At 42.4% G+C, this 15,371-nt stretch carries 16 protein-coding genes and 1 riboswitch; of the genes, 6 read left to right on the top strand and 10 right to left on the bottom strand.

The features are described from left to right. Window positions 1–29 precede the first annotated feature (29 nt). The 3 genes from mnmL to HCJ66_RS09480 all read left to right on the top strand — a co-directional run bounded on the left by mnmL (window position 30) and on the right by HCJ66_RS09480 (window position 2,918). Window positions 30–989 (top strand): tRNA modification radical SAM protein MnmL/YtqA, encoded by a 960-nt coding sequence (mnmL, locus tag HCJ66_RS09490; RefSeq protein ID WP_187132904.1) that lies wholly within the window; start codon window positions 30–32, stop codon window positions 987–989. Continuing rightward, entirely contained in the window at window positions 986–1,582 is a 597-nt protein-coding gene (gene mnmM / locus HCJ66_RS09485; protein ID WP_187132903.1) for a tRNA 5-(aminomethyl)-2-thiouridylate-methyltransferase MnmM, read from the top strand. The genes mnmL and mnmM overlap by 4 nt, the downstream gene beginning before the upstream one ends. Window positions 1,583–1,847: 265 nt before the next feature. After that, window positions 1,848–2,918: a MupG family TIM beta-alpha barrel fold protein gene (locus HCJ66_RS09480; protein ID WP_187132902.1), complete on the top strand. Its 1,071-nt coding sequence runs from the start codon at window positions 1,848–1,850 to the stop codon at window positions 2,916–2,918. A 258-nt stretch (window positions 2,919–3,176) separates the two neighbouring features. Here HCJ66_RS09480 and HCJ66_RS09475 read toward each other — a convergent pair whose 3' ends face one another. The 5 genes from HCJ66_RS09475 to HCJ66_RS09455 form a co-directional block, all read right to left on the bottom strand. Further along, entirely contained in the window at window positions 3,177–3,851 is a 675-nt protein-coding gene (locus HCJ66_RS09475; protein WP_343068987.1) for an XcbB/CpsF family capsular polysaccharide biosynthesis protein, read from the bottom strand. 567 nt (window positions 3,852–4,418) lie between these two features. After that, on the bottom strand, window positions 4,419–6,284 hold the full coding sequence (gene asnB / locus HCJ66_RS09470) for an asparagine synthase (glutamine-hydrolyzing) (RefSeq protein WP_187132900.1): 1,866 nt from the start codon (window positions 6,282–6,284) through the stop codon (window positions 4,419–4,421). Window positions 6,285–6,732: 448 nt separating this feature from the next. Then, window positions 6,733–7,509, bottom strand: coding sequence for a carbonic anhydrase (locus HCJ66_RS09465; protein WP_187132899.1), 777 nt, complete (start codon window positions 7,507–7,509; stop codon window positions 6,733–6,735). Window positions 7,510–7,667: 158 nt separating this feature from the next. Next, on the bottom strand, window positions 7,668–8,882 hold the full coding sequence (metK, locus tag HCJ66_RS09460; RefSeq protein WP_187132898.1) for a methionine adenosyltransferase: 1,215 nt from the start codon (window positions 8,880–8,882) through the stop codon (window positions 7,668–7,670). 191 nt (window positions 8,883–9,073) lie between these two features. After that, a riboswitch (SAM riboswitch) is annotated at window positions 9,074–9,178 on the bottom strand. Between the two features lie 74 nt (window positions 9,179–9,252). Then, complete coding sequence (locus HCJ66_RS09455; protein WP_187132897.1) at window positions 9,253–9,594, bottom strand: thiol-disulfide oxidoreductase DCC family protein; 342 nt, start codon at window positions 9,592–9,594, stop codon at window positions 9,253–9,255. 125 nt (window positions 9,595–9,719) lie between these two features. Here HCJ66_RS09455 and HCJ66_RS09450 point away from each other — a divergent pair, with 125 nt between their 5' ends. Next, window positions 9,720–10,001 (top strand): hypothetical protein, encoded by a 282-nt coding sequence (locus tag HCJ66_RS09450; RefSeq protein WP_181677534.1) that lies wholly within the window; start codon window positions 9,720–9,722, stop codon window positions 9,999–10,001. A gap of 56 nt (window positions 10,002–10,057) precedes the next feature. Here the strand turns inward: HCJ66_RS09450 and HCJ66_RS09445 are convergent, their stop codons facing one another. Continuing rightward, window positions 10,058–10,300 (bottom strand): DUF2584 domain-containing protein, encoded by a 243-nt coding sequence (locus HCJ66_RS09445; protein WP_181677535.1) that lies wholly within the window; start codon window positions 10,298–10,300, stop codon window positions 10,058–10,060. A 5-nt stretch (window positions 10,301–10,305) separates the two neighbouring features. Continuing rightward, window positions 10,306–10,782: an RNA deprotection pyrophosphohydrolase gene (gene ytkD / locus HCJ66_RS09440; RefSeq protein WP_187132896.1), complete on the bottom strand. Its 477-nt coding sequence runs from the start codon at window positions 10,780–10,782 to the stop codon at window positions 10,306–10,308. Between the two features lie 78 nt (window positions 10,783–10,860). On the opposite strand from ytkD, the gene yidD reads away from it, so the two are divergent. Together yidD and HCJ66_RS09430 are read left to right on the top strand one after the other, a co-directional pair. After that, a complete protein-coding gene (gene yidD / locus HCJ66_RS09435; protein ID WP_220132350.1) occupies window positions 10,861–11,118 on the top strand; it encodes a membrane protein insertion efficiency factor YidD in 258 nt (85 codons plus the stop codon). A 186-nt stretch (window positions 11,119–11,304) separates the two neighbouring features. Continuing rightward, complete coding sequence (locus tag HCJ66_RS09430; RefSeq protein ID WP_187132895.1) at window positions 11,305–12,255, top strand: metal ABC transporter solute-binding protein, Zn/Mn family; 951 nt, start codon at window positions 11,305–11,307, stop codon at window positions 12,253–12,255. A gap of 46 nt (window positions 12,256–12,301) precedes the next feature. Here the strand turns inward: HCJ66_RS09430 and HCJ66_RS09425 are convergent, their stop codons facing one another. Genes HCJ66_RS09425 through menH form a run of 3 tightly spaced genes read right to left on the bottom strand, consistent with a single transcriptional unit; the run spans window position 12,302 to window position 15,370 of the window. Further along, window positions 12,302–13,708 (bottom strand): o-succinylbenzoate--CoA ligase, encoded by a 1,407-nt coding sequence (locus tag HCJ66_RS09425; RefSeq protein ID WP_187132954.1) that lies wholly within the window; start codon window positions 13,706–13,708, stop codon window positions 12,302–12,304. Between the two features lie 16 nt (window positions 13,709–13,724). Continuing rightward, window positions 13,725–14,543, bottom strand: coding sequence for a 1,4-dihydroxy-2-naphthoyl-CoA synthase (gene menB, locus HCJ66_RS09420; RefSeq protein ID WP_187132894.1), 819 nt, complete (start codon window positions 14,541–14,543; stop codon window positions 13,725–13,727). Then, window positions 14,543–15,370, bottom strand: a complete 828-nt coding sequence (gene menH, locus HCJ66_RS09415; RefSeq protein WP_187132893.1) for a 2-succinyl-6-hydroxy-2,4-cyclohexadiene-1-carboxylate synthase — start codon at window positions 15,368–15,370, stop codon at window positions 14,543–14,545. The genes menB and menH overlap by 1 nt, the downstream gene beginning before the upstream one ends. Between the last annotated feature and the right edge of the window lies 1 nt (window position 15,371).

Below are 15,371 nucleotides of genomic sequence, written 5' to 3'. Positions count from 1 at the left end.
ATTTCAAGTTTGAAGGAGTTTGACAAAAAATGAACCCATTTCCATATACGAACGATAATAAACGATACCACACATGGAATTACTGCTTGCGTGACCATTTTGGCTACAAAGTTTTCAAAGTGGCGCTGGATGGTGGCTTTGACTGTCCAAATCGTGATGGTACGGTAGCGCATGGGGGTTGTACTTTTTGCAGTGCGGCGGGGTCTGGTGATTTTGCAGGCGATCGAGTGGACGATTTGCAGACCCAGTTTCACGCGATCAAGGACCGGATGCATACAAAATGGAAAGACGGCAAATATATGGCCTATTTCCAAGCATTCACGAACACGCACGCCCCTGTTGCCGAACTGCGCGAAAAATATGAATCCGTGCTAAATGAACCTGGCGTCGTCGGTTTATCGATTGCAACACGCCCTGATTGCCTTCCTGATGACGTTTTGGACTATTTAGCCGAGTTAAACGAGCGAATCTACCTCTGGGTGGAACTCGGCCTCCAAAGCGCGCACAACGAGACTGGCGTACTCATCAATCGGGCACATGACTACGATTGCTATGTGGAAGGTGTCAAAAAATTACACGCTCGCAGGATTCGTGTTTGTACGCATATTATCAACGGCCTGCCTCGTGAAACACCAGAAATGATGATGCAAACCGTGCAAAAAGTCGTTGAAAGCGGCGTCGCGGGCATCAAAATCCATCTGTTGCACTTGCTAAAAGGCACGCCGATGGTTCAGCAATACAAAAATGGCGAACTAAAATTTTTAACAAAAGACGATTATGTCAGCCTGGTTTGTGATCAGCTCGAGATACTCCCTCCTGAAATGGTCATTCATCGCATTACAGGAGACGGCGCAATCGAAGACTTAATTGGCCCGATTTGGAGCTTGAATAAGTGGGAAGTTTTGAATTCGATTGATGCGGAACTCGTTAGACGTGATAGTTGGCAAGGGAAATTTTACAACACAGCAAAGGTTGGGAACGAAGCATGAACTTAAAAAGCATTTTACCATTCAGTCACGACCTGCTGACCCGTCTTATTTTGCCTGGCGATACTGTTGTTGATGCCACGATTGGAAATGGCCACGATACAGCATTTTTAGCCAATCTGGTTGGTGTGAATGGCCACGTATTTGGTTTCGATATCCAGCAAGAAGCCATCGAAGCAACGACGCAATTGCTCACTGAGAAACATGTTGCCGATCAAGTCACACTTTTCCGCGAGAGCCACGCAAACATGATCGAGCTCCTGCCACAACAAACCGAAATCAAGGCAGCTATCTTCAATCTAGGCTACCTTCCGGGTGGCGACAAAACAATCACAACACTCGCTGACTCTACTATCAAGGCCATTGAAGCGGCCCTATCTCTACTTACGGTCGGCGGTATCGTGATTCTAGTTATTTATCACGGGCATCCCGAGGGCCAAACCGAGAAATCCGCCGTGCTACACTATACCGAAGCGCTCCCCCAAGAGCAGTTTCATGTCTTAGAATACCGCTTCATCAACCAACGCAATAACCCGCCTTTTGTAATTGCCATTGAAAAACGAAAAATAAAGAGGTTGAGACAAAACTCAAGATAAGGCAAAAGCGCTCTCCCATTTCTTCGGGTAGGACGAAAAATTCTGCTTTATATAAATCGAGCGAAAGCGTTTGTATTCAGGGGATTTGGTGGAAGCCGGAAGCGGAGCATACTGGTGTATGTTAGAACCGGAAGTCCGCCTAATCCCCCGAATGCGAACGCTTGTCGCCGATTTATCTGGGTTATGTCCCATCCTCTTTTGTTTGAAATAAAATTTCACAACCTGTATACTTAGCTTAAAATACCACGAAAGTACGGTGATTCACATGTTCGGTATCTCGATTTATTTATCTAGCGACAACGACTTTGAAAAAACCATCCAACAAGCATCTAACAACGGCTTTTCGCTCATTTTCAGCTCCTTACATATTCCAGAAGAAAATCCTGCAAACTATCGACACTTGCTTACAAGACTTGGCGCTGCAGCAAACACATACAACATGCAACTAATCCTCGATATTTCTGCTACATCATTAGCACACATCGGGCTCACCATCGACACCGCCGACCAGCTAACTGAACTTGGCGTCACCGGTCTACGCGTCGATTATGGACTCACGACAGACGAAATCGCAAAACTTGCCAAGAAAATCAAAATCTACCTCAACGCTAGCACCATTGACAGCACATTTTTAGAAATACTTATTCAATCTGGCGTCGAAATCTCACAAGTTGAAGCCTTCCATAACTATTATCCAAAGCCACACACAGGCCTCGATATTCCCTTTTTCAAGCAAACGAATGCATTTCTACACCATCATGGCTTAAAAATTGCAGCTTTCGTGCCCGGCGACGGTGAAAAACGCCAACCTTTATTCGAAGGCCTACCAACACTCGAAAAACACCGCTACAGCCATCCATTCGTCGCAGCGCTTGAACTAGAAACACTCGGCGTCGACAACATTTATATCGGCGACCCCACACTGCAAATACAAACGACCGAGCAATTCGCAGCTTTCGCCAAAGATAGCACACTATTACTCGACTGCCAATTAGCTCCAAACCTAGATCCGCGCATCCAAAATCATCTGTTGCAGCCAGATAATAACCGCATGGACCCAGCACGTGACCTCATTCGCTTAGAAAAATCCCGACCAGCTTTAGCGAAACTCGATATTCCAGCTACACTATCAAACACGCGTCCCATCGGTAGCATCCTCATTGATAACAACTTATTCGGACGGTATCAAGGCGAAATAACGATAGCCCTCTACGACTTGCCTGTCGAGCCAAAAACAAATAATATTGGGCAGATCACTCCAGACTCCATCGCCATACTTCCCTTCCTAAAACCTGGCCAGGCGTTTCAATTAAGACCAAATAATGAATTAAAATAAACAAAGAAGATTCCGCTTGCTTTTACAAGAGCAGAATCTTCTTTAGTTTCCTTTAGCACTCTTAGTGGTTTTCTGTTTGGTATATTTTATTTCCAGAATCAAATCGCTCTGGTAAATACCAGACACACAAAATCTTTGTCTAACTTCCAACCATCTTTCGTGAGTCATGTCTGTACACAAATACAAAGGAACAATCATAAAAAAGAAACCTCTAAAAATCAGGTTTTTCACCCAACTTTTAAAGGTTTCTCTATTTTCCTATTCGGCTAACGCTCTTATTTGCTCTAAAATCTTGGATAAGTTCTCCGAAGATAGCAGTAACTCATTGATACAAGTAATCTGTTCTACAATTGTATTTCGTGAAATATCTGCATGCTTATGAATATCAGAATCAAATGTATCCCGAATTTCAATGGAATCTGTTGGAATCTGCGTATACAAATTATAATTAAATGAAACTAGTGGATAACCAAAAATAATTCTTCTTTTATTTGCCTCGCTCTCAGCTAACCTAACCAAATCTGCAAAAATACTCGTTTTGCGGAAATCTCGTAAAAAATGCAAATCATTTTCCTGATTGTACTGCTCAAGGCTTATTATGGGATCCACCGTAACCGAATTATAATCCCCCAATAAGCTATGATATAGTGCACCAGTGCCACCCTTTGAGCCACCATATAAAACTACATCTTCTTTAGAGATATGATACGTGTTCCTAACAATCCTAATTGCCTCTTGAACATCTGATTCCATATTTGAATAGTTAAACGTATTAATATAGTGACTACCATAAGCTAAATTTAAATCCATTATTCTCATAATAATCGTGTTCTTAACCAAATGTTTCTGCATACTCCCAAAAGATGTTGTGAAGCAGCGATGCGCAATATTCGCGCTATGATAGTTTTCTTTTGCCGGCATTGGAGAAAAAATGACAACAGCTTCAAAAACATTTCACCTTTTGTACATATTTGGGCTATTTTTGTATAACCTATAGCATTTCTAATTCCCAATTTCGTTTATTTTTATAAAAGTCATATATTTTTAAGGTAAATAATCAGCAATTTGAAATAAACTACTCTTTTTTGTATTTTTTTCACTTTTCATCCTAATGTCACTTGCAAAGTTACCTCTATAAACTACTTTTCTCTCCTTTATCAATGTTTTTCTGTCCAAAATACCCAATTATTACAATTAAATTCAGGATACATTCCTAAAATTAAAATAACAGAAAATTCATTCATTAACAAGAAGGAACTTCCAACTCAGTCTCCATTTTTAATAAAAAGAAATTGCACTCTGATCCCTTATTGATTATACAGGCAAGGTTCAATCAATTCAAGCCTTGAAAAAAAGATTCACCATATGTTCACAAAGATGGCTTGAACAGTAAATGTTAGCCTTTACATTCTGTGGGTATTTTTGGATTACATCCTCTTTCGCATCAAAAATGCAAAATCACCGAGCTCAAAACAGCCCGGTGATTCCGCATTTATTCAATTATTTCCCAAAATCGTACTTATTCTCTACATATACATCATACCAAATCATGAAAATGACAACCGTCCAAATTTTACGGCTATAATCTTGTTTTCCAGCACAATGATCGTCTAGCAATTGCAAGACATATTTTTTGTTGATGAGGTGATCTGTTGGTGAATCGCGAATAATATCTTTCACCCATTGATTCATCTCGTCTTTCAACCAATGACGAATCGGTACTGGGAATCCAAGTTTACGACGATTTAAAACATGGTCTGGTACGAATGCTTCTGCCGCCTTACGCAACACGTATTTCGTTGTACCATTCGTTGTTTTAAGCGACGCTGGGATATCTTTTGCGACACGGAATACTTCTTTATCCAAGAACGGCACGCGGACTTCTAGCGAGTTCGCCATCGTCATTCGATCGGCTTTCAGTAAGATATCGCCACGCATCCACGTATGGATATCGATGTATTGCATCCGCTCAACTGGATTGTAACCAACTGTTTCCGCGTACAATGGATCGGTAATTTTGGTATAATCATGGCCAGCTTGATATTTCGGTAACAGGATTTTCTTCTCAGCTTCCGTAAACATTTTTGCGTTACCAATATAACGTTCTTCCATCGGCGTTGTTCCGCGTTCTAAGAAGCTCTTGCCGCGCATTCCCTCAGGCATAACATTGGCAACACCGCGTAACATGGATTTCAAAACACCTGGCATTTTATTAAACATGGACAATGAGTTCGGCTCGTTATAAATATTATACCCACCAAAAAGTTCATCAGCGCCTTCTCCTGATAAAGCAACCGTCACGTGTTTGCGCGCTTCACGAGATAGGAAATAAAGCGGAATCGCAGCTGGATCTGCCAGCGGATCATCCATATGCCAAACAATTTTCGGCAATTCATCCATGTATTCTTGCGGCGTAATGATGTAACTTATGTTCTCCACGCCTAGCTTCTCAGCCGTTTCTTTCGCTACGTCGACCTCACTGAAGCCATCGCGCTCAAAACCGACAGAGAACGTTTTAATCGCAGGGTGGTATTCCTTTGCAATGGCCGCTATAATCGAGGAATCAATCCCACCAGACAAGAACGAACCAACTGGCACGTCACTGCGCATATGCATTTTCACAGAATCGTACATTACATCACGAATTTCTTTAATAAACGTATCTTCTGATTTCGCAACTGGTTGGAACTTCGCCTTCCAATATTGACTAATCTGCATTGATTCGCCGATTTTTTTCGTGAAATAATGGCCAGGTTCTAAGCGTTTAATACCTTGCGTCAAAGAATCTGGCTCTGGAACAAACTGGAACGTCATATAATTTTGTAATGACACTTCATCCAATTTTGTCGATTTCAGCGCATGTAAGATTGATTTCTTTTCAGAGCCCATATAAAGTTTTCCATCTTCTTCTGCATAGAAAAACGGCTTGATACCAAATGGATCACGGGCACCATAAATTTTTTCCTCTACTTTATCCCAAATAACAAAGCCAAACATACCGCGCAATTGTTCCGCCGTTTTTTCCTTATATTTGGCATATGTAGCAATAATAACCTCTGTATCACTGCTCGTCTCAAAAGTCATGCCCTCATTCACTAAGTTCTCACGCAGCTCCACATAATTATAAATTTCACCATTGAAAATTATCCAATAACGCTCATTCTCGTACGTCAGCGGCTGATGACCGTTCTCCACATCAATAATACTGAGTCGGCGGAAACCAAACTGAACATGTTCATCCGTAAAATAACCCTCATCATCAGGTCCACGGTGAGTAATCATGTCATTCATTTGCTTAAATGTTTCCTTCTCTTCGCCAGTAATTTCAGCAATGCGGTCATGTACGCATCCAATAAATCCACACATCGTCACATTTCTCCTCTATTTTTAAACTATTTATGTTCTCTTTTCAACAACGTCTATCATATCATAAATAGGCTTTGTTTGAACAGTATCCCGCAAAAAAAGACGGTTAGAATTGTTCATAAACCAGATAAATCGGCGGCAAGCGTTTGTTTGAAGCAAAATTTACGTCTTACCCAGAAAAATAGGATTCGTCCTATCTCAAAAATAATGAATGATATTTCAATTTTATTATGATTTGAGTTCCTTTCAGCCTATCTCTAAGTATCTTACAAAAAATCGTATTTTTATGTATATCTAAAAATCCACCACAAAACAGCAGCGGGCCGCCAAAGGTTTAGTTTCTAAGCAAAAGCGAGTACCGACGTGGAATGTACTAAAGTACATGAGCATCGGAACACAGCTTTTAACGACGAAAATGAGCCTTTGGCAGCCCGCTGCTGGACGATTTTTAGTTTTCTGTGTGTTTTAATACTGGACGGTCATGTAGTGGTTGAATTTTACGGTTGTTGCCATCGTAGTATTTGTTGAATTCTGCAATTTGTTCTTTTGAAACTTCTACTGGTGTCGACATAACATACCATTCTACGTTTTCAGATAGTGGTGGTGTTGTTAGAGAGCCTAGGTAGTGGTAGTATGATTTGTTTGTTGGAAGTAGAGCTGCTACGTCGATTGGCTCGCTAACTGCTGCTTTCTCGCCTTTTTTAACGTTGTTTAAAATGCTTTGGAAAGCTGGATTTGCTTTACCTTCTTTGAAGAAAACGCCGATAACTGCTAGACGACTATCTTGATTTTCATTTACAAAGTGGGCTTCGATTGGATAATGTTTGCCATCCACTGTATGCTCACTTTCTGCGTGAAAATGGAATTGATTTAATTCAAATTTGCGTCCGTTGATAGTGGCTTGTCCACCGTCATCTACTTGGATACTGTGTCCGTTGTCTACTTCATCGGTCACTTTTTGATTGTAATTTAATTCAATAGTTCCTGTGTCTTTCATTGGTTCAGTTTTGGCTGTTTCAATGTTGATTGGGGACTGTGTGTCGCCTGCTTCAAATTGCCACGATTTTTGATCATGGTAGTCTAAGTGATCCTCATGTTTTGCTGCTGTTTCGGTCTTTTCTGTTTTTTCTTCTTTTTTCGTGTCGCTTGCATCGCTATTGCCACAACCTGCTACGAGGATGAGTGATGCTGCGATTGCTGAAGCTGCTAATAATTTTGTTTTCATGTTGAAAACCCCTTTCGTTAAGTAACTTAATTATTATATTACATAATGATTCATCTGTGTGTGTACTTTTTGTGACGAAATCATGGTATTTTTGCGAAAAAATTACTCAAAATGTAAAAAACCTAGCTGGATTGGCTCCAAAGCTAGGTTTTAAAATATTAATTTATAGTTGCAGTTTCTAATAAAAATTCTTTCATTTGTTGCGCTTTATCTATTTTTTCCCAAGGTAAATCTAAATCTAACCTTCCGAAATGTCCAAATGCCGCGGTTTGACGATAAATCGGGCGACGCAGGTCAAGCATTTTGATAATTCCTGCTGGACGTAGATCGAAAAATTTGTTTACCGCATTGATTAAGTCTTGCTCACTGTAACTACTTGTTCCATATGTGTCAATAGAGATTGATACGGGATGAGCGACCCCAATAGCATAGGCTAGCTGTACTTCTACTTTTTTAGCAAGTCCAGCTGCGACAATGTTTTTTGCTACGTAACGTGCAGCATAGGCGCCTGAACGGTCCACTTTTGTCGGATCTTTACCGGAAAAAGCTCCACCGCCATGACGTGCATAGCCGCCGTATGTGTCGACGATAATTTTGCGACCAGTTAAGCCAGCATCTCCTTGAGGCCCACCAATAACGAAGCGGCCAGTTGGATTGATGAAGTATTTCGTTTCCGCGTCAAGAAGGTTCGCGTCAATCACTTCTTCTATGACTAGTTTATGCAAATCAGTTGCGATCTGTTCTTGTGAAATATCTGGATGATGTTGTGTGGAAATAACAATCGTATCGACACGAATTGGTTGATTATTATCATCATACTCTACTGTTACTTGTGTTTTCGCATCTGGGCGTAGGTAAGTTAATACGTTATTTTTGCGTAGTTCTGCGATTTCACGGGATAATGCGTGTGCTAATGAAATGGGAAGTGGCATCAATTCCTCGGTTTCATCTGTTGCAAAACCGAACATCAAGCCCTGATCTCCTGCCCCAATAGCATCGATTGCGGCATCTTCGGCTGAACCATCGCGGGATTCTAAAGCGACATCCACACCTTGCGCAATATCTGGTGACTGCTCGTCTATTGCCGTTAAAACAGCGCATGTTTCCGCATCAAAACCATATTTTGCACGGGTGTAACCAATTTCTTTAATCGTATCACGCACGATTTTCGGAATATCCACATAAGTAGAGGTTGTTATTTCCCCCGCTACGAGTACCAACCCTGTTGTTACTGTCGTTTCACAAGCTACGCGAGCATCAGGATCTTTCGTTAAAATTGCGTCCAGGATTGCATCTGAAATCTGATCTGCAATCTTGTCTGGATGTCCATCAGAAACAGATTCTGACGTAAATAAATGACGGTTTCTTGCCATTCTTTGTTTCCTCCTTTTTCTTCTCCATCGCGAAGTGGTTTGCAAAAATGCGAACTTATCGTCTGTTTCCTTGTAGTTTTCGTTCACGCTTTCATGCGACATGTTTTATCCTCATGCCAACAAAAAAGCCTTCTCCCTATTTGCCAATTGCACGCGGAATAGAGAGAAGGCTATTATTTACAATACCTTCGCTCTCATCGATCAGGAAATCAATTCCTGCCACAGGTTAGCACCTTACAATACATGTAGGTTGCCGGGTTTCAAAGGGCCAGTCCCTCTACCGCTCTGGATAAGAGTTTAATTTAGTTTTCACGTTATTGTAACATGTTTCATTATTATTGTCACGCACAAAAATTATTCATGCCCCTTCTCACTTCTTTTTCCGAATATCGCACATCCGATTATCTGCCACCGCACTGTACCCAAAACGTCCCACTGGTTTCAAGAATGGTAAGTACATAATCAGACCAATCAGCCCTGTCATCGGAAAACGCAGTAGCATCCGGCGAATCGCGAAAAACCCCTTCTTAACGCTCCCATTTGGCGCGATAAGATGAATTTCGCGCATTAGTTCTTCTTGTGAAAATCCGATATCCCTGGCACCTTGAAGCGGTCTCCAATCTATGACATGCATCCAGTCCAACCTTTCAAATACTCGCTTCGTAGCTTTGCAAAATCGACAGTTTTGATCATACAGAACGATATCTTTCATCCTCATTCATCTCCTTAAATTACGTTTCTTGCTTACCATTCTCGCCAAACTATGTTAAAATGAATTTTATACATCGGGATTTCCTAGATTGTATGAATGCTTGGTTCACCAAAGGAGAAGAAACTATGATATTTTCAGCATTAACTTTGATTATTTTTGCGATTTTTATTATCGCTGTGTGCATTTTTGAATTTGTTTTGAAATGGCGCTGGTTCAAGTACTTTTTAGCCACAATGGGCTTGATTACGAGTGCAGTTATTTTCTTTATTAGCTTTTATGGTGGCGGGGTTTCACAAGCTGAGATTGCAATTTCGATTTTCATTGCCACACTTGGGGAATATATTTTCTCCCTAATTATTAGCCTCATTGCTTGGATTCGTCGCATGTCAGATAAGAAAACAGCGTAAATAATCAGTTAGAAAAAGTTGAGCCTTCATATTACCGGCTCAACTTTTTTTGTTGCCTAGTTACTCGAATTAAGCGACACTAGTTCATATGTAATTATCGTTGTATCGTTTTCCCAGATGAGCTTACGTGGCACTGCAATCCCGTTTGTCTCGCTCTCTTTTGTCGTCCGGACTTCTACCGGCACATCGATTGGATAAATACGATATCCTGCTTTCTCCAACTCAAAAAAATTATCTGAAATCCGCTTCTCTTTTCCCTTTGTTACGATCATTGTATTAACTTCTAATGGCATTCCCATGCGTATTACCTCCAATTATTTGATTTTAGTTGTCGCAATGCTTCTTGAATCACGACCTGCATTCCTTCATCTCGCATAAAAAAACTGAACTGATTCTGCTGGACAAGGCTCGCTAAATCTCCTACAATCAGCTTTGGCCCCAGTGTTTCCATATAATCCAACTGATTCACAAAACCTACGACATTCGCCAAATAAACGCGTTTGCTAAACGTTCTTTCTGCTGTCTTTACTTCATATTGCGCTATTATATGTAATTTGTCTAATTTTGCGCCGGTTTCTTCCATTGTTTCACGGATTGCCGTTTCCGCATTCGTCTCCCCAGGTTCACCCTTCCCACCAGGAAACTCGATGCCACGGGTTTTATGCGTTGTAAACAGCCAAGTGTCGTGAAACTGTGCGATGACGAGCACATCATCTGCTTCTTGTTCGATATCAAAATATATCGATACCGTATTCCCAAGCGAATCCTGATACGTATACATGCTTGTTCCCTTTCTTTTTTTCGAATTTGTGGTACGATAAAGAGGTTAAATCTCTTAAAAATGAAGGTGAGTCGCAAAATGAAGAAAATCATGTTGGGCGGTATTCGTCTTTATCGCAAATATATTTCACCGCTAAAACCCGGAACTTGCCGTTTTTACCCTACTTGCTCGCAATATGGTATGGAAGCAATTACGGAACACGGTGCTCTAAAAGGTGGCTGGCTGACCATCAAGCGAATTTCTAAATGCCATCCTTTCCATAAAGGCGGTGTGGATTTAGTACCGATTAAGTGCGACCATAAAGACCACCGTCATCATCATTATAGTGAAAAATAGGAGTGCTTGCAAGAAACATGTGCTAGCAGTCACTCCTATTCCTTCGATTAAAAATTTCAATAAACTGCTTGCCTTTTTGTGATATATAAGGTATTATGAATTTCTGATGTTAAATCGTAATCGCTACGATTTATTATTTTTCGGCATCAAATAAGAATCATTTCGATTTAGGGGGTTCCTTTTTTCATGAAGAAAATAGCCATTTTACTTAGTACGATTCTGCTTGTCTCTGTTTTCATGGTCGGTTGTGGTAATAGCGACGCGAAGACGAAAGATGCGGATAAGTTAACGGTTTACACGACGGTTTATCCATTACAATACTTAGCGGCCCAAATTGGTGGCAAATATGTCGATGCGCATTCGGTGTATCCAGCTGGTTCGGATGCCCACAGCTTTGACCCCTCACAAAAAGACATGATGAATATTGCAGATAGCGACCTGTTTTTCTATATCGGGCTTGGTATGGAAGGTTTTGTTGATAAAGCGAAACAATCGCTTAAAAAGGAAAACGTGAAGTTTGTCGTGACGACGGATGATTTGAAATTGCCTGCTGTCGCGCACGAAGAGGAAGATCATGACCACGAGGGCGACGAGGATGACCACGATCATGGTGATGTAAATCCGCACGTTTGGCTGGATCCGAATTACATGGTGACGATGGCGGGCGTTGTACGGGATAACTTAAGCAAGGAACTTCCTGCGCAAAAAGCGACATTTGAGAAAAATTATGAAGATGTTGTATTGCAATTACAAACATTGAATAACGATTACAAAACGATGGCTACGAATGCGAAACATAAAGATTTTGTGACGGCACATGCGGCATATGGCTACTGGGAGCAAGAATACGGCTTGAAACAAATCCCGATTGCTGGTATTTCAACGAGCGACGAACCATCCCAGAAGAAGTTAACATCGATTGTAAACACGATTAAAAAGGATAAGATTCCGTACATCTTGTTAGAACAAAATACGAATTCCAAAATTGCTGACGTTATCCAGAAAGAAACGGATACAAAGACAATGAAACTGCATAATTTAGAGACATTGACGCAAAAGGACATCGATGCAAAACGTGACTATATGTCGATTATGAAAGATAATTTAGAGGCGTTAGATAAGGCGTTGAATTATTAATGCATAGAAAATGCCGAGTGTACGAAACGCTCGGCATTTTTGTATGCTATTGTTTTAAAAGGTGACGCTGAATTTTTTGTGATGCGGTTTTTGGGAGCTCTTCTAAAAAATGAAATTGACGTGGTATTTTAAACTTAGCCAGTCTTTGCTGACAAAATTCGGAAAGTAACGCTGTGTCCATAGCCTCATTTGCCACAATAAAAGCTACAGGTACCTCTCCCCATTTTTCGTCCGATGCAGCGACCACAGCCACCTCTACAACATTCGGGTGTGCCATCAAAACATGCTCGATTTCGGTTGGATAAATATTTTCACCACCAGATATAATCAAATCGGAGCGCCTATCCAGAACAAATAGGAAACCATCGTCATCTAAATAGCCAACATCGCCGGTCTGAAACCAGTCATTCTCGTCAAATGCTGCCTTTGTCGCCAAATCATTATGCAAATATCCAGCCATGATCGAAGGCCCTTTTAGCAAAATTTCGCCATGTTCACTTATCTTGATTTCTGCTGGGAATAAGGGTTTTCCTGCCGAACCAATTTTTAAAAGGGCATCTTCTGGAGGTAGCGTCACGATTTGTGAAGCCGTTTCTGTCATGCCAAACGATTGCACCAGTGGAATTCCTTTTTCAAAACAAGCCTCAAGCATCGATTGGTTCGCCGGACCTCCACCAAGCAACATACTGCGGAAATTCGGATGATATCGCGTTGTAAAAACATCCAGCAACCGCTGCGCCATCGTTGTCACCACCGAAATCATCGTCACCTCACCGCTTCGCAAAAAGGCATCGACCCGAGCCTCGTCGAAATGCTCCTCCAAATAAACCGGAATCCCGTAAATCACCGAGCGCATCAAAATCGACAGACCACTAATGTGAAAAATAGGCACCGCGCAAAGCCAACTATCTCCTGCCTGCAAACCAAGATTCAGCATCGAGCCAGTGGCGCTCCACCAATGATTCCCAAACGTCTGCATCACGCCTTTAGGCTGCCCAGTCGTACCCGACGTATACATGACCGAAGCCACATCTTCCATCGCAAAATAGGATACAAGCGGGACATCCAAAATCGGCGCACCCATCACAGCCGTAAAGGAAGTCGCTTGGATTCCGTCCACTTTTCCCACAAATACATCCGTATAAAAACACCGTTCCACCTGCGCATCTCGTGTTTGAAACAAAATCTCCGTCGCTGTCAACCGATTATTCAAGAACACCGTCCGCGCACCCAGCTGCTGCAACGCATGAATCATCAGAAACGTCTCCCGATCATTCTTACCGAGGAGGGCAACATACATCCCCTCCCGAACACCGAACGATGCCAATTTCCCAGCCACTTCTTGCACCGCTGCATAAATCTCTAAAAAAGTCTCCTGCTTATCATCAAAAACAAGCGCGGTCTTCCTGGGAGAAAGCCGCACTCGTTTTTCCAACCAATTGGTTAGTTCCATCATTTTTCACCAACAATCAAGGGAATTTCGGGAATTGATCGAAGTCTGGGTCACGTTTTTCTTTGAACGCGTCACGTCCTTCTTTCGCCTCATCCGTCGTATAGTAAAGAAGCGTTGCGTCACCAGCCAGCTGCTGAATACCAGCCAAACCGTCTGTGTCCGCGTTGAATGCCGCCTTAATAAATCGAAGCGCTGTCGGACTCTTCTTCAACATTTCCTTCGCCCAAGCAACCGTTTCATTCTCAAGCTCAGCAAGAGGCACAACCGTGTTAATCCAGCCCATTTCAAGCGCTTCATCCGCCGTATACTGACGACACATGAACCAAACTTCCTTCGCTTTCTTATGTCCAATCACGCGCGCCAAGTAGCCTGAACCATAACCTGCATCAAAACTACCGACATTCGGCCCCGTTTGACCAAATTTCGCATTATCCGCCGCAATCGTCAAATCACACACAAGTTGCAACACGTTTCCGCCACCAATCGACCAACCAGCAACCATCGCGATAACCGGTTTCGGAATCACGCGAATCAAACGCTGCAAATCAAGCACGTTCAAGCGCGGAATATTGTCCTCACCAACATAACCACCATTTCCACGAACTTTCTGATCTCCACCAGAACAAAACGCTTTATCGCCTTCTCCAGTTAAAATAATCACGCCAACCTTCGAATCCTCACGCGCAATCGTAAATGCATCAATCATTTCAATGACCGTTTTTGGCGTAAATGCATTGTGTACTTGCGGGCGATCAATCGTAATTTTCGCGATTCCTTCGTATGTTTCGTACTTAATTTCCGTATAATCCTTCTCTTTTTTCCATTCAAAACCCATTATTTCGTTCCTCCTCTAATTCGTAACCAATTGCGGACCGCGTAACCAAAAGCTTCCGGTTGCTCGATGTGAATCGTATGTCCCGCATTTGAAAAAGTAATATATTTTGCATCAGGAAGCGCCGTTTTCATTTCCAACGCAATCCCGCAAAATTTCTGATCCTCTTGCCCCGCTAAAAGTAAAGTCGGAATCTGAAGCGCCGGCAACTCCTCCCAAAAAGAAGGCTGCGCACCCGTCCCCATTCCGCCAAGACTCCCAGCTAGGCCTTGTGCCCGCTGATTCAAACGTTCCGCGCGAACCTTATCCCGCGCATCTTCCGAGAGATAACGCTGCGTCGCAAAAAGCGGCAACGACTCCCAATCCGCAACGAAATCCGCAACGCCTTGCGTTCTAATTTTATCAGCAAGCGCCGTATCTTTCAACATTCGTGCTGTGCGTTCTTGTTCCGATGCCAAACCCGGTGAAGCACTCTGCAAAACGAGCGTCTGAATCCGATCCGGGTACCGCGTTGCAAGCCCTAGAGCAAGCCTGCCCCCCATCGAATAACCAAGCACCGAAGCCCGCTGCACAGGCAACTGATCCAAAATCGCTATCAAATCCGCCGCCTGCTCCTCTATTTCGTAGCGCGAAGCATCAAGCGGCGCATCCGTCTGGCCATGCCCCAACAAGTCCACCGTCACACAATGCCAATCCGCAGACAGAATCGGCAAAACCGCATCATACGTCGCATGCGATCCCGTAAAGCCATGGAGCAGCAACAATGTTCCCCGCGAAGCCCCACCAGTATTCATCTCCACAACATGGTAATCCACGCCCCGAATCCGCATC

The sequence above is a fragment of the Paenilisteria portnoyi genome, from assembly GCF_014322795.1.
Taxonomy (GTDB): domain Bacteria; phylum Bacillota; class Bacilli; order Lactobacillales; family Listeriaceae; genus Listeria_A; species Listeria_A portnoyi.
Note: the sequence above shows the minus strand (reverse complement) of the source record. Positions and strands in the feature narration are given on the sequence as shown.

What these genes read in the sequence shown, in the direction of transcription:
- mnmL (WP_187132904.1), top strand. Translation starts at nt 30, where the DNA reads ATGAACCCATTTCCATATACGAACGATAATAAACGATACCACACATGG.
- mnmM (WP_187132903.1), top strand. Translation starts at nt 986, where the DNA reads ATGAACTTAAAAAGCATTTTACCATTCAGTCACGACCTGCTGACCCGT.
- HCJ66_RS09480 (WP_187132902.1), top strand. Translation starts at nt 1,848, where the DNA reads ATGTTCGGTATCTCGATTTATTTATCTAGCGACAACGACTTTGAAAAA.
- asnB (WP_187132900.1), bottom strand. Translation starts at nt 6,284, where the DNA reads ATGTGTGGATTTATTGGATGCGTACATGACCGCATTGCTGAAATTACT.
- HCJ66_RS09465 (WP_187132899.1), bottom strand. Translation starts at nt 7,509, where the DNA reads ATGAAAACAAAATTATTAGCAGCTTCAGCAATCGCAGCATCACTCATC.
- metK (WP_187132898.1), bottom strand. Translation starts at nt 8,882, where the DNA reads ATGGCAAGAAACCGTCATTTATTTACGTCAGAATCTGTTTCTGATGGA.
- HCJ66_RS09455 (WP_187132897.1), bottom strand. Translation starts at nt 9,594, where the DNA reads ATGAAAGATATCGTTCTGTATGATCAAAACTGTCGATTTTGCAAAGCT.
- HCJ66_RS09450 (WP_181677534.1), top strand. Translation starts at nt 9,720, where the DNA reads ATGATATTTTCAGCATTAACTTTGATTATTTTTGCGATTTTTATTATC.
- HCJ66_RS09445 (WP_181677535.1), bottom strand. Translation starts at nt 10,300, where the DNA reads ATGGGAATGCCATTAGAAGTTAATACAATGATCGTAACAAAGGGAAAA.
- ytkD (WP_187132896.1), bottom strand. Translation starts at nt 10,782, where the DNA reads ATGTATACGTATCAGGATTCGCTTGGGAATACGGTATCGATATATTTT.
- yidD (WP_220132350.1), top strand. Translation starts at nt 10,861, where the DNA reads ATGAAGAAAATCATGTTGGGCGGTATTCGTCTTTATCGCAAATATATT.
- HCJ66_RS09430 (WP_187132895.1), top strand. Translation starts at nt 11,305, where the DNA reads ATGAAGAAAATAGCCATTTTACTTAGTACGATTCTGCTTGTCTCTGTT.
- HCJ66_RS09425 (WP_187132954.1), bottom strand. Translation starts at nt 13,708, where the DNA reads ATGGAACTAACCAATTGGTTGGAAAAACGAGTGCGGCTTTCTCCCAGG.
- menB (WP_187132894.1), bottom strand. Translation starts at nt 14,543, where the DNA reads ATGGGTTTTGAATGGAAAAAAGAGAAGGATTATACGGAAATTAAGTAC.
- menH (WP_187132893.1), bottom strand. Translation starts at nt 15,370, where the DNA reads ATGCGGATTCGGGGCGTGGATTACCATGTTGTGGAGATGAATACTGGT.